General features: G+C 59.9%; 12 protein-coding genes. 6 read left to right on the forward strand and 6 right to left on the reverse strand.

Annotation, left to right across the window (positions count from 1 at the left end):
• The first annotated feature begins 2 nt into the window (after positions 1 to 2).
• Entirely contained in the window at positions 3 to 1,271 is a 1,269-nt protein-coding gene (locus FP2506_RS15855) for a Zn-dependent hydrolase (protein ID WP_040489198.1), read from the forward strand.
• 438 nt (positions 1,272 to 1,709) lie between these two features.
• Here FP2506_RS15855 and FP2506_RS15860 read toward each other — a convergent pair whose 3' ends face one another.
• Positions 1,710 to 3,056 (reverse strand): amidase, encoded by a 1,347-nt coding sequence (locus FP2506_RS15860; protein WP_007068599.1) that lies wholly within the window; start codon positions 3,054 to 3,056, stop codon positions 1,710 to 1,712.
• Positions 3,057 to 3,260: 204 nt separating this feature from the next.
• Between FP2506_RS15860 and FP2506_RS15865 the strand changes: the two genes are divergently transcribed.
• Genes FP2506_RS15865 through FP2506_RS15880 form a run of 4 tightly spaced genes read left to right on the forward strand, consistent with a single transcriptional unit; the run spans position 3,261 to position 6,531 of the window.
• Entirely contained in the window at positions 3,261 to 4,163 is a 903-nt protein-coding gene (locus FP2506_RS15865) for a branched-chain amino acid ABC transporter permease (protein WP_007068600.1), read from the forward strand.
• The gene (locus FP2506_RS15870) at positions 4,163 to 5,101 is read left to right on the forward strand and encodes a branched-chain amino acid ABC transporter permease (RefSeq protein ID WP_007068601.1); all 939 of its coding nucleotides are present in this window, start codon (positions 4,163 to 4,165) and stop codon (positions 5,099 to 5,101) included. Before FP2506_RS15865 ends, FP2506_RS15870 begins: the two co-directional genes overlap by 1 nt.
• Positions 5,094 to 5,825, forward strand: a complete 732-nt coding sequence (locus FP2506_RS15875; RefSeq protein ID WP_007068602.1) for an ABC transporter ATP-binding protein — start codon at positions 5,094 to 5,096, stop codon at positions 5,823 to 5,825. The genes FP2506_RS15870 and FP2506_RS15875 overlap by 8 nt, the downstream gene beginning before the upstream one ends.
• Positions 5,812 to 6,531 (forward strand): ABC transporter ATP-binding protein, encoded by a 720-nt coding sequence (locus FP2506_RS15880; RefSeq protein WP_007068603.1) that lies wholly within the window; start codon positions 5,812 to 5,814, stop codon positions 6,529 to 6,531. Before FP2506_RS15875 ends, FP2506_RS15880 begins: the two co-directional genes overlap by 14 nt.
• Positions 6,532 to 6,624: 93 nt before the next feature.
• Here FP2506_RS15880 and FP2506_RS15885 read toward each other — a convergent pair whose 3' ends face one another.
• Positions 6,625 to 7,845 carry an ABC transporter substrate-binding protein gene (locus FP2506_RS15885; protein WP_007068604.1) on the reverse strand — a complete coding sequence of 407 codons (1,221 nt, stop codon included), beginning with the start codon at positions 7,843 to 7,845 and terminating at the stop codon, positions 6,625 to 6,627.
• A gap of 194 nt (positions 7,846 to 8,039) precedes the next feature.
• On the opposite strand from FP2506_RS15885, the gene FP2506_RS15890 reads away from it, so the two are divergent.
• On the forward strand, positions 8,040 to 8,909 hold the full coding sequence (locus tag FP2506_RS15890) for a transcriptional regulator (protein WP_007068605.1): 870 nt from the start codon (positions 8,040 to 8,042) through the stop codon (positions 8,907 to 8,909).
• Between the two features lie 339 nt (positions 8,910 to 9,248).
• Here FP2506_RS15890 and FP2506_RS15895 read toward each other — a convergent pair whose 3' ends face one another.
• The 4 genes from FP2506_RS15895 to FP2506_RS15910 form a co-directional block, all read right to left on the reverse strand.
• Positions 9,249 to 10,226 (reverse strand): NAD(P)-dependent oxidoreductase, encoded by a 978-nt coding sequence (locus FP2506_RS15895; protein WP_187289065.1) that lies wholly within the window; start codon positions 10,224 to 10,226, stop codon positions 9,249 to 9,251.
• A 37-nt stretch (positions 10,227 to 10,263) separates the two neighbouring features.
• Positions 10,264 to 11,238, reverse strand: a complete 975-nt coding sequence (locus tag FP2506_RS15900) for a Bug family tripartite tricarboxylate transporter substrate binding protein (protein ID WP_007068607.1) — start codon at positions 11,236 to 11,238, stop codon at positions 10,264 to 10,266.
• A 123-nt stretch (positions 11,239 to 11,361) separates the two neighbouring features.
• Entirely contained in the window at positions 11,362 to 12,135 is a 774-nt protein-coding gene (locus FP2506_RS15905) for a FadR/GntR family transcriptional regulator (protein WP_007068608.1), read from the reverse strand.
• Between the two features lie 15 nt (positions 12,136 to 12,150).
• On the reverse strand, positions 12,151 to 13,143 hold the full coding sequence (locus FP2506_RS15910) for a dihydrodipicolinate synthase family protein (protein ID WP_007068609.1): 993 nt from the start codon (positions 13,141 to 13,143) through the stop codon (positions 12,151 to 12,153).
• Between the last annotated feature and the right edge of the window lie 111 nt (positions 13,144 to 13,254).

Genomic DNA, 13,254 nt, shown 5'->3' on the forward strand with positions numbered 1-13,254 from the left:
TCATGGCTAAACTACAAAGCAACCTGACCATCGATCAAGATCGCCTGTGGGACACTATCATGGAGATGGCGAAGATCGCCCCGGGGGTCGCCGGTGGCAGCAATCGGCAGACCCTCACGGACGGCGATGGCGAGGCACGGCATCTCTTAAGACGGTGGGCCGAAGCGGAAGGCGCGGACCTTACCGTCGACCGGATTGGCAACATGTTTTTGCGCCGCGAAGGAATGGAACCTGATCTACCGCCGGTCTGCCTGGGCAGTCATCTCGATACGCAGCCGACGGGCGGAAAATACGATGGTGTTCTTGGTGTTCTCGCCGGACTGGAAGTCTTTCGCTCGCTGAACGAGCGCAAAATCGCGACACGATATCCGATCGTGCTGATAAACTGGACGAACGAAGAGGGGTCCCGGTTCGCTCCCGCAATGCTCGCCTCAGGTGCTTTCGCAGGCCTCTATACTGAAGAATGGGTAAACGCCCGAACGGATGCTGCTGGTCTCGCCTTCGGCGACGAACTCGACAGGATAGGCTGGCGTGGTGAGAAGCCGGTCGGCGAGCAGCCAATGAAGGCTTTTTTCGAGCTTCACATAGAACAGGGACCGCTTCTGGAAGATGGCGGGCTCGATGTTGGTGTCGTCACTCACGGTCAGGGTCTGTATTGGCTCGAAGTGTCGTTCGAAGGACGCGAAAGCCATACCGGCACCACCCCGATGGACCGACGCCGCGACGCCGCACGCGGTCTCGCCCAGACGATCGAACTGGTCAACGAAACTGCCTTTGCTTTTTTGCCAGGGGTTGTCGGATCCGTCGGTCATGCCAGCGTTGAACCAAACTCACGGAACATCATTCCAGGCTACTCGGTCTGCACGATCGATATCCGGACAGCCGACAAGGCGAAGCTAGAGGCGATGCGTGAACGCATAGAGCGCGGCGTCCATCGGATAGCAGAGACGCTAGGCCTTGCGGCTAAAGTGACGATCACCGGTCATTTCGATCCGATTACCTTCGATTTGGAATGCGTCTCGGCGGTTCGCTCAGCCGCCAATCGTCTCGGCTACCGTCACGCCGATATCGTTTCCTGCGCCGGACACGACGCCTGTCACGTGAATCGTGTGGTCCCGAGCGCGATGGTCATGTGCCCGTGTGTCGATGGACTGAGCCATAACGAAGCCGAAGAGATCACCAAGGACTGGGCTGGTGCCGGCGCCAACGTGCTAATGCACGCGGTGTTGGAAACTGCCGAGATCGTACAAAGAAAGGACTATCGAAAATGAGAGGCTTTAGTCCGCCTTCGGACAAGTCTCGGTAGCTGATATGGTATCGTCGCCACGAAACAGCAGCTTTCCTTATTACTGGATAGTCCCAATGCGAAAGAAAGACTTTCAACTCTCTTGCGTATTCTGCGTCGCACTGCGCACGTATCGGTAGTACGGTGCCAATCTAGATGTTAAAGGGTAGAGAAAACGCTCATCGCCGGCCTTCAGTCTTTCGTAAGCAACAGAGAAGGTAAGTCCGAGACAACGTTGCCGTGTTCTACGTAAGATTCTCAAACAGATTTCCGACCATTTCACGGGTCTCGGTGCGCGGGGTGGAGATCAAAACCAGCGAACTCAAATCTCGATCGATCCACTAGTTTTAAAGTAGCGCTTCATGACGGACGTCCGGATCGGTACGAAGTCGCTCTGACCTAAGATAGTCCACACAAATTAAAGCTAGGTGGAACCGGGCTGGCGCAGTCTTTTTTGAAGTCGCTTGGCCACGGAGATCGCCAGATCCTCACGGTTTCGTCTAGCGCAGATTTGCGTCCCGATCGGTAGGCCCGCTTTCGTCGTTGCCACCGGCAGGGAAACAGCACATAGGTCAAAATAATTCGCGAAACGCGTCAACCTAGACATCGGGAATATAGTCTCGTCGACATCGCTTAGCCGGCATGCGGGAAAAGGCGTTGTTGGCAGGAGGATGACCTCGTCTTCGCCGAGAACGTCTTCGACTTTCGCGATCGCGGCCTGACGTGAGGCGATCAGCTCAAGATACGTGCCTTCGTCCATAGCTGATGCGGCGCGGATGCGAGTTCGTACCGCCGGGTCAATTGCCACGTCTGGTTCATTGACCGTGTCGCCCAGCGAACCGTACGCCTCCCACGCCATAATGGCTCCCGTGTCGGTCTGATAGTCAGCAAAGCCACGCGGCAGTTCTAGAGGTCTGTCTGCCATGCCGATCTCCGAAAGCACGGCAAGACTTCTCTCGAACGCTGCATAGATCTCGGGATCGATCGGTTCAAGCTCGGATCGGGACGGGATCCGAATGATCTTGGACACCCCCTTAAAGGTCTCCCTTTCGAGCTCGGGGCGACGCATAGCGGCAAAGATCAATCGCGCATCGTCGAGATGATGGGTCAGAGGGCCGATCGTGTCGAAGCTCGGTGACAATGCCGCGACACCGTCGACCGGGACGCTGCCGTAGCTCGTCTTGAGGCCGACCGTTCCGCAGAGCGCGGCTGGAATTCTAACCGATCCGCCAGTATCGGAGCCGATCGCCGCCGGCACCATATCGGCCGCGACCGCAACGGCAGAACCGCTGCTCGAGCCGCCCGCGATATAATAGTCGTCCGGCATCCTTGGGTTGCGCGGCGCACCGAGCACCGAGTTGGTTCCCCAACTCCCGAATGCGAACTCGACCATCTGCGTCTTGCCGACGATGACCATGCCGGCTTCCTCCAGCTGTTGCACGAACGGTGCTGTGGTCTTCGCCGGTCTCGTGCTGTAGATGCGCGATCCGAAGCCGGTGATGTCTCCTTCGATATCGGCGAGATCCTTAATCGCGATCGGTATGCCATGGAGAGGGCCGCGAACCTGTCCTGCTGAACGCTCCTTATCGAGCCGGCGAGCGGATGCCAGTGCGGCATCGCGATAGACGGTGACGAAGGCGTTCAACGCTCCGTCCTTCTCATCGATCCGCGTAAGGCATTCGAGAAGCAGCGATTCAGCCGTGAGTTCGTCTGATGCCATCAGTGCTGCGAGGTCGGCGAGGGGAAGCGCGACGGAATTAATTTTCGACATTTGCAGGTCTCGAGTGCATTCGCTTGCGGCGTTCAAGGGTAGCAGACCAGCGATCCTTCGCCGCGAAGGCGTGTGTCGCGAGATGACGCTTTAAGAAGGTCATTTCGCGACGAGGCAGTTAAGTGGCGACTATTGTTCCCATTGTCGAATGCGTCCATCGTTCGACCATCGAGGCCCTCCTGAGGTCGAACGAAGGGAGACCGTATGAGCCTGCTCGCGATCTCGGAACAAGCGATCAACGGGCTTATCATCGGCTCGTTCTATGCGCTGACGGCGCTCGGCCTTGCCGTGATCTTTGGCGTGCTGCGCATCGTCAACTTCGCGCATGGCGAGCTCTATATGCTCGGCGGCTACGCCTACTATCTGGCGATCGCGTCGCTCGGAATACCGCCGTTGGCGGCAATCCTAATTGCCGTCGCCGCACTTTTCGTGATCGGTGCCGCCATTGAGGGGCTGCTGATCCGTCCCATCCATACGGGAAAGATCGATCGCCCCGATGAATACGCGATCATGATCACTTTTGCGCTGTCGGTGTTCCTTCTCAACCTCGCCAACAGCGTCTTCGGACCGTGGCCGCAGCGTCCCGAGCCATTGATGCGGGGCCGGGTGGAAATTGGCGAATTGATCATCAGCGGTGACAGGCTTGCCGCCGCGAGCGCGGCCATCGTGATGATTGCCATTGTTGTCTTCGCACTACGGTACACCTGGGCCGGCAAGGCCGTCCGCGCCGTCAGCCAGGATCGCCAAGCGGCCGAGATCTACGGGATCAGCGTGCAGCGCGCTGGACTTATTGCTTTCGGGACGGGCGCTGCACTGGCCGGCCTTGCCGGCGCGCTCATCGGCCCGGTCTTCAACGTCGTTCCGATCATGGGGGTCGTGCCGGTGATCAAGGCTTATATCATCGTCGTTCTCGGCGGCCTAGGCTCCATACCTGGCGCGATCATCGGCGCGATCATCCTCGGACAGGTCGAGAGCTTCGCTACGATCCTTATTCCCGACCCGAGCCGGGCGCTTGCCTACAAGGATGCCTACGGTCTCATCGTACTCGTCGCCGTGCTGCTGCTGCGCCCGCAAGGTCTCTTCGGCACGAAGGATCGGCGCGCGTGATGTCGCAAGCCGCTTTGAGATCGATTATCGGCGCGGCGCTTCTCGTCGCGTTCGTGCTGTTACCCTTCGCAGGTCTCTCCGACTACTGGACCTACACCGTCACGATCGGCTTCTATTACGCGCTTCTCGCGGCCAGTTGGTCGTTGCTCGTCGGCTATGTCGGACGGATCAGTTTCGCCCAGGCGGCGATGAGCGGCCTTGGTGGATATGCGTCGGCTCTAGGCGTCCTGGAGTTTGGACTGCCGATCGGTCTTGGATTGGTTTTCGCCGCCCTGATCGCCGGCTTGGTCGGCTACGTCCTCGGTTGGCTGACACTGCGCCTGCACGGCGCCTATCTTGGTTTGACCACCATTGCATTCGGCGAAATTCTGCGCATTTCCGTCACGGCGGAACATTGGCTTACCGAGGGCAGCCTCGGTCTTCAGGTGCCGCCGCTCATACCGGGGGGCAGCCGTCTCGAATATTATTACATCTTCCTGGCGATTACGGTGGGCTGCCTAGCTGCGATGGGTCTCCTGCTGCGCTCGCGGATCGGCCTCTTCTTCCAGTCGATCCGCGAAGACGAGGATGGCGCGGCAAGCCTCGGCGTCGCGGTGACGACGTGGAAATGCGTCGCCTTCGCCATCTCTAGCGCATTTGCGGGGCTTGCCGGCGGTCTATACGCGCATTTCGTGCAGCTGATCGCGCCGTCCATGATGTCTCTGCAGGAGATGGGCGTCATCCTCGCGATGGCTGTCATTGGTGGCTTTCACAACATTCTCTATGCGGCCCTAGGCGGCATGCTGCTTCAGGTTCTTCTCGAAGCGCTGCGCGAGGTCGAGCAATGGCGCTTGGTTGTGTTCGGACTGGTCACGATCCTTGTCCTGCGCTTCGCACCCAATGGCCTCTTTGGGATGTTATCCAACATCTTCGTTCGCCGGAGGAATAGCGATGGCTGAGCAACTCGTGGTCGACCGTCTAACGAAAACGTTCGGCGGCATCGTGGCGCTCAACGGTGTTGAACTAGCGTTCTCGGCCGGCGAACTGATCGGCCTAATCGGTCCGAACGGATCGGGCAAGACCACTCTTCTGAATATCGTCAGCGGCTATTACACGGCCGATCGCGGTCAGATCACTTACGAGAACCAGCCCATCGCAGGAACGTCACCGCACAAGCTGGCGCGGATCGGGATTGGGCGTTCGTTCCAGGTCACGAAGGTCTTCCGGCGTCTGACGGTCATGGAAAACATGCTCGTGTCGGGGCTCTCCGATTGGAGCGAAACGCGCTCGCAGGCGAGCGAACGGGCGACCGCTATCCTCGAAGACCTGAAGCTGACACGGCTTAGGGATGAGCGGGCCAGCAATCTGTCCGGCGGCCAGCTGAAGCTTCTCGAATTCGCCCGCATCATGATGCTGCAGCCCAAGCTGTTGCTGCTCGACGAGCCCTTTGGCGGAGTCCATCCAGAACTGAAGCGCTTCATGTACGACTGCATCCGCAAGTGGAACGCGGCCGGCATCACGATTATCCTGATTAGTCACGACATGGGTTCGATCTTCGAACTTTGCCGCCGGGTCGTGACGCTCAGCTACGGCGACATCATCTGCGACGGTACGCCGGAAGAGACGCGAGCGGACAAAGGCGTTCTCGAAGCCTATCTGGGAGAGCATCATGCGTCAGCTTGAGGTTCGAGATCTGAAGGCCGGTTACAGCCGCGACATCGACATTCTGAGCGGCTTGAGTGTGACTGCACGACCAAGCCAGCTGACGACGATCATCGGCGCGAACGGCGTCGGAAAGTCGACGCTCCTCAAAACGATCATCGGACAGCTGGCGGTGCGCGAGGGCTCGATCCGTTATGGCGAGCGCGATCTGGCGGGGGTGGCAACGCGCGAGCTCGTCTCGATCGGGATAGCCTACGTGCCGCAGGGCCATGCGCTGTTCAAGGACATGACCGTCGCGGAGAACATCGAGATCGCGACCTGGTCGTTTCGCTCTGACAAGGAGCGAGCAAGGCGCGCGCGCAGGCGACTGTTCGAACGTGCACCCTACCTTGAAGACTTTCGTCAACGCCGTGCCGGTCTGATGTCAGGTGGCCAGCAGAGGCTGATGCAGCTGGAACTCGCCCTAATGAGCGATCCAGAACTGATCCTGATAGACGAGCCGACGGTCGGCCTCGATCCGAAGCGTGCCGAAGTAATCTACACTCACCTGCGGCAGCTTGTGAAGGACGAGGGGCGTACCATCCTGATGGTCGATCAGAACGTAATCGCGGGAACCGAAGTTGCCGACTACATCTACGTTCTCGAGCTCGGTTCGAACAAGCTCGAAGGGACTCGCGCCGAGTTCGACGAGACATATCGCGACACGATCGCCGACTGGCTCTTCTGAAAAGAAGCTGCCTTTGCTTTCATGCAGAAACGGAACACCCCGCCAGTGAGGGCGGAGTGCGTAAAGACGTCCAAAAACGATCGGCGCCGGTCCTTATTCCGGTTTCAGAACCGTCTCGTCGACAGTCGCCTGAGGCTTCGGCCAGAGGATCGCGGCCTCGGACGGCGTCTGGTTCGGCTTGGTGTACTGGATCACGAAGATCGGTACTTCAGGCCATTGCTGATACTGCCAGGCGGGATCGGTCGTTTGCGGGAAATAGATTTCACCGCGGGTTCCGCTCCAACGCAGGTTACGGAGAGCCTCTTGAAGCGCCGGCCCTTCAGTGCTGCCGGCCGCTTTGATCGCCTCAGCGATGACCATAACGCCGTCGTAGCCTTCCATGGCTACCGCGTTTGCAGGGCGGCTGAACTCTTCTTCGTACGCCTTGGAGAAGGAACGCGAGAGCTCGGTATCCGGCTTACCGGGAAGCCCAGCCGGGTTCCCTATCACATAGGTGCCCGCATCGCCCATGACGTTCCAAAATTCCGGTTCAAGGACGTCAGAGCCGGCCGCGAAGATCGCAGTCTGCGGCGAAGGCGCGACGCCGAGGTCGTAGGCTTGGCGGAGCATCAAAAGGAGGTTGGACCCGGTGAAGCCGGCGACGATCAGATCAGGCTGCGGGTCGGCGCGCTTCAACTGGAGAAGTTGAGGCGTGAAGTCGCTGACGGTCCGCTCAGCGGTGAATGAAGTGACGTTTGCGCCGGTATCCTTAAGGTTCGACGTGAACACGTCGATGATACCGAAGCCCCAGTCAGAGTTTTCCGAAATGATGGCGATGTTCTTGAAGCCGGCTTCCTTCACCCAGTCGGCAGCTACCGAATAGACGAGCGAATTGGCGACCGTTATCCGAAAGACCTCCGGAATTTGCGCAGCGGTGACGTCGTCGGACCAGCATTCGCCGGCGATGAAGGGAATGTCGTACTTCTCGGCAACAGGGCCGACAGCCGAGCAGACGGCGCTATGGGCGCTTCCAGTTACGGCGACGACGTTCTCGCTCGAAGCGAGCCGTTCGAACGCGGCAACGCCTTTCTCTGGAACGCCGGACGTATCCTCGACGACAAGTTCGACCTCACGGCCGTCAATGCCGCCTGCGGCGTTCAGCTCTTCGACAGCGACGCGCATTCCGTCGCGCAGGGACTCACCAGTTTGAACGCCTCCGGGAGGCGAAAGAGGAGCGATGCCACCGATCTTGATCGTTTCCTGCGCCTGAGCCGCGGAAACGCCGAGTGCTACGGCGACCAGGGCGGTGGCGGACAATTTTATAATTCCGGTCATTACCTCTCCTATGGCTTGTCGAGAGCGCGGTAGTGCGGCACTCGCGGCATTCTTGCACATGATTTGAGCACGCACAGAAAATCGCCTGAACCGAGTGTGGAGCCATAAGCAATTCGGACGCAATCGGCTTTAAAGACTTGTATGGACGCGGATTGTCACGCTAGTTGCGTCACTAAGCGACAGGGTCGATCGTCATGAATGCCGACTTCATTCCGAATCTCAAACTGCTCTGCAGCTACGAGCGCTCGGTATCGGACGTATGCCGTAAGCTGCAGATGAACCGGCAGCAATTTATGAAATATCTAGCTGGCAGCGCGTTCCCTTCTAATAGAAGTCTTCGTCGCATCTGCGATCATTTCGGGGTCGACGATTACGAGATCCTTATGCCGCACGAGCAATTCCGGGAGATCATCCGTCTGCGGCCGGTTCAAAACGAGTTGGACGATACGTTGCCGCCAATGGTCGCACGGATCATAAGGAACACAGCCCGGCAGCATTCTCAGATGGCGAAATACGACGGTTATTACTACAAATATTTCTATTCCTTCTCTACGCCGAGCTACATTCTGCGATCGTTGGTATCAGTAAAGCAAACCGACGAGATATCTTATTACAAGACGATCGAACGACTGACGCCTGCCGGATACAGCTACTCACCGGGTGATCTTTTCAAGTATAGCGGGATCATGTTGCCGGTCGGAGATCGAATCCACATGCTCGACTACGAGTCTGTCGTTGGGAACGAGATGTCACAGACCATCCTCTACCCGCCCTATCGCAATCGCGTGTCAATCCTCATCGGCCTGATGATGGGCATTACGGCGACGGAGGCTCACCAGCCGGTCTCCACCCGTGTCGTGATGGAGTATCTGGGCCGCCGCGTGGATCGCCGCAGGGCGATACGGGGGTGTGGTCTTTACGGGGAAGACGCGCCGGAAATCTCGCGTTCGATGCTGAATTATCTGAAAGAGCCTAACGCGGCGAACGGTTATTTACTCAGGGCCGGCTCGACCTACGACAAGGTGCCGCCCCCGGGCGCCTTAGGCAGTGGAACCTCGTCATGAGTTGACAACAGAGGGGCGCCTTATCCCCGAGCACAAACGAAGAATCTCACACGCCCGAGACAGTCGCCGAAGTCGAGCCGCTTGACACCTCCTCCTCGCTGCCTGAATTGGTTGAAATGCGAACGACCGCTTTCCCGCTGACGGCTCTCGAAAGCTGCCATTCCGCTTTCGGCCCTTTGCGATCACAGCCTCCTTCTGAATTCGAGCGCTATGATATCACTGCGCGTCGCCGCCTTACGCATATGCTGCCTCACCCTTCGCTACACTGCCTCGGGCGCGCATTTTGATGAATCGCGACCGAGCTTCATTCCAGCGATACGCGGTGGTGCTATCTGACGGTCAAAGATGGCTCCAGCGCCTCGCGATCATCGGCCACGCCTTTCGATTTACCAAATGACGTGGCTGGTTCCCAAGGATCATTGTCAGTATATCGTCGACCGCCGTGCGGCTCATTCGCGCCATGGCTTCGGCTGTCACTCCTGCGACATGGGGCGAGAGGAGCGTATTGGGGGCTGAGCGGAGCGGCGAATCCGCCGGGAGTGGTTGGTCGGAGAAGACGTCGAGGGCGGCACCGCGGATGTGGCCCGCCCTGAGGGCAGCCGAGAGGGCGGCTTCGTCGACGATCGGGCCGCGGGCGACGTTCACCAGAATGGCATTGGGCGGCATCGCCGCGATGATCTCTTCGGAGACGAGATTGCGCGTCTCCTCGCTCAACGGGCATGCGACGACGAGGATATCGGCCTTTGCTGCGACGTCTGTCAGCGGGTGGAAAGAGACGCCGTCCTCGTCCTCGCGCGGCCAACGGGTCGCTGCGAGGACATTCATGCCAAAGCCAAGCTTCCCGATCTGCGCGATCGCCTGTCCGATGCCGCCATAGCCGATCAGGCCAAGGGCCTTGCCCGCGATTTCGCACGAGCCCGGCGCAGCGGCGCGTAGGGCATGCCATTCGTTACGCCGGATGCCGGCATCGTTCTCAACGATCCGGCGTGCAAGGCAGATGATGAGACCGAAAACGTGTTCGGCAACGCTTTTTGCGTTGACTGAGGGCGTATTCGTGACGGCGATGCCGAGCCGGCTCGCCGCCTGGACCGGAATGAAGTCGAGCCCCGCGCCGTGGCGAACAAGCGCGCGGAGCTTTGGTGCGTTCTCGAGTGCGCCGGCCGGAATGGCCCTCCGGACGACGACGAAGGAGGCCTCGGCAAGCTCCTCCTCGAAGGTGAGATCGCCGGTCTCGTCGAAGGTCACCACCTCGGCGTTTTCGCCGAGGCGGGCCGCCTCGCATGCATCGATCGGATCGGTCAGAAGCACGCGAGGCACTGGGATCGATAATCTTATTGCAGGTGTGGGATCAGGATCAGTCGACCTGCATCTGCGCCTGTTCGGCGACCGGGATCCATTGCTTAAGCTGGCGCTCTACGAAGGCTTCGGCCTCTTCGACACTGCCGCCGACGGCCGTGATGCCCTGTTCCTCGAAGACCTGCTTGGTGGAGTCCTTTTCGAGGAATTCGTTCAGCGCCTCGTTGAGGGTCGTGACGACTTCGGCCGGCGTTTCGGCCGGCATATAGACACCCCACCAGGTGCTCACCTCGTAGCCGTCGACCGTCGCCGAGACAGGCGGCACGCCCGGCATCTGCTCGGTTTCCTGCGTCGTCGTCACGGCAAGCGCCTTGACCTTGCCGGTTTCAACCAGCTCCGCGACATTGGTGTAGTTGTCGAACAGGATATCCACGCGACCTGCCATCAGATCCGTTCGGGCTGGTGCGCTGCCTCCATAGGGGATGTGCACCATGTCGACATCCGCGAGAGACTTGAAGAGTTCACCCGACAGATGGTTCGAAGAGCCGTTGCCAGCAGAGGCATAGTTCACCTCGCCCGGGTTCTCCTTGGCGTAGGCAACGAGTTCCTCGACCGTGTTGGGTCCGAAATCGGGATGGGCGACCAGCACGTTAAAGGCCTCGCCCAACACGATGGCGTGCTTCAGGTCGTTCTCGGTGTCATAGGGCAGCTGTGGGAAGAGGCCTGGATTCACGCCAAATGCAAACGGCGAGATGCCCATGGTGTGCCCGTCCGGCTCGGAGCTTGCGACATATTCGGTGCCGACCACCGTGCCGCCGCCCGGCCGGTTGTCGACGACCACGGACTGGTCCCAGCGCCCTTCGAAATCTTCCGCGATCATGCGGGCGACGCGGTCGTTGAAGCCGCCTGGCGGATAAGAGACGACAATGTCGATCGTGTCCGACGGATAGCTGTCCTGCGCGATGGTTGGCGCTGCGAAGGCGAGCGTACCGGCCATGGCGGCAAGTGCGAGAATGCGTGGGGTTTTGAGCATGATTGAGGTCCTCCCAAGTGAATTGTCGGGCCTGTCACCATTCAAGGGTGGCTGGATCCAACATATCTGTAATAATATGTGACAGCTTTTTCGGTCAAGGCTTGTCTGTGAGCCCGACCCAATTCAGGTGATCGCTCGGCGCATCATTTCTTGTCCGCGTGCGATAACGCGGACCTGAGACCGTTCGAGATGGGTCAACATCGCTTCGCGCGCGGCCTTCGGGTCCTGCGCCTTGATCGCTTCGTAGATGCTGCGGTGTTCGGCGAAAATCGCGGCCCGGCGTTCGGCCTGGCCTAATTTTGAAAGATGATGGGCAAGGGTGACGCCGAGATCGATGTCGTAGCCGATGATGTCCAGCGCCTTGACGAAGTGCTCATTGCCGCCGGCTCTCGCGATCGCCTTGTGAAACGCCTTGTCGACGTTAGGCTGTGCGTCGTGTTCGTCGAAGCTGCGGAAATCCTCCAGCGCTTCGGCAATGACCGCGAGATCGTTCGGACCGCCGCGGATCGCCGCGTAATAGGCCGCATCCGGCTCGATGCTGCGGCGATATTCGAGCGCGTGGAGCATTACCGCCAACTTGCTTTCCGCTTCCTTTGGCTCGGCAGGCGATCCGGCATCGGCGACAAAGGAACCCGATCCCTTGCGAGATAGGACAAGCCCCTCGTCGCGCAGCCGGGTCAGCGCTTTGCGCACCACCGGACGCGAGACGGCGAAGAGACGGCAGAGCTCGGCCTCGGCGGGAAGCCTGTCCCCGCTGCGCATCTCGCCCGACGCGATCAGCTTCGCGAGTGCCTGGTAGACCTCGTCGTTGAGGCTACGCTGGCGCGCCGGGCGGATCGCGTGTTCGATCGAATTAATGTCGAAGGCCTTCGACGACTGCATCGAGGTGCGGCTCATACCGGTGCCCCAGGGTCAGGTTCGACGATAGCCATTTTCGCCGATCCCGAGAAGACCGGCGGCGTAGCGTTCGACCTCGGCGACGAGGTCTGCCGAAAGCGCCGAGCCGTCGACCTTGAGGGCGGGAGAAGCGCTGCGCCAGCCTTTGCCATGGGCGCGGAGATGATCCATCGCCCGGTTCGCGTTGGAAAAGGCATTCGCGCCGCCTTCGTTCGCGGCGGCCGCGAAGACCTTTTCGACGACCTCCGAAATCGCGCCGGAGAGCTTGGAAGCCCCTGCGCCATCGCCGGTTCCGTTGAGGTCGAGCACTCGGCGGAGCTGTGCGGCAAGCGCGTTTCCGGTGCTCAAAAGCCAGCCGTGATAGGTGCCGTCGGGCTTCAGCGCTTCGAGGTAGCCGCCTTCCGCGCCGCGCACCATGACGGTGCCGGCATAGCCGTCCCGATCCTTGGCGACGACATCCTCGCCGCTGCTGTCCTTGAACATCGTCACGCGCGGGCTTTTCGCGAGAGCCGCCAGCGTGTCCGGCGCGATCGCGCACTGGGTCACCTGCGGCAGTTGGTAGACCGCGACGGGGAGGGTGCTGGCCGCGAAGGCATCCTCGAAATGCTTCCGGATCTCGTCCTGATTGGCATTCGCATCGACCGGCGGACAGATCGCAACGCCGCGCAGGCGGGACTTGAGGCGCGGATGGGCTCCGAGCCGGCTTTCGAGATGTTTGAACCGGTCGATGACCTCGTCAGTCGTCGGCCGCAGAATGCCGAAGAGGAGGGCGGCACCCTCCGGCAGGTCGGGCGAATCGCCGAGATCGATCAGGGCGTCGAAACGCTCGTCGTCGAGTTCCCAGCCGTCGCCCGTCGATCCGGCCAGCATCACCTGGCGAACATGTGGAATCAGGCTGTTCCAGTGGTCGAGCATTCTCCGGGCGTCGATGCTGCCGTCCGGCGTGTAGTGCGTGAGGATTGGAACCCAGAGCGGATCGGTGATGTCGGTGCGAAGGTCGAGGCTCATGGGACGCTCCTGTCAGTCAGGCGAATGAAATTTTGCGCATACAGCTTGCGCATTTCTGTTACCTTATATTACAGCAAACCACAATGTCAGCATGACACCGAATTGGCTGGG

This window comes from Fulvimarina pelagi HTCC2506, assembly GCF_000153705.1.
Lineage (GTDB): Bacteria > Pseudomonadota > Alphaproteobacteria > Rhizobiales > Rhizobiaceae > Fulvimarina > Fulvimarina pelagi.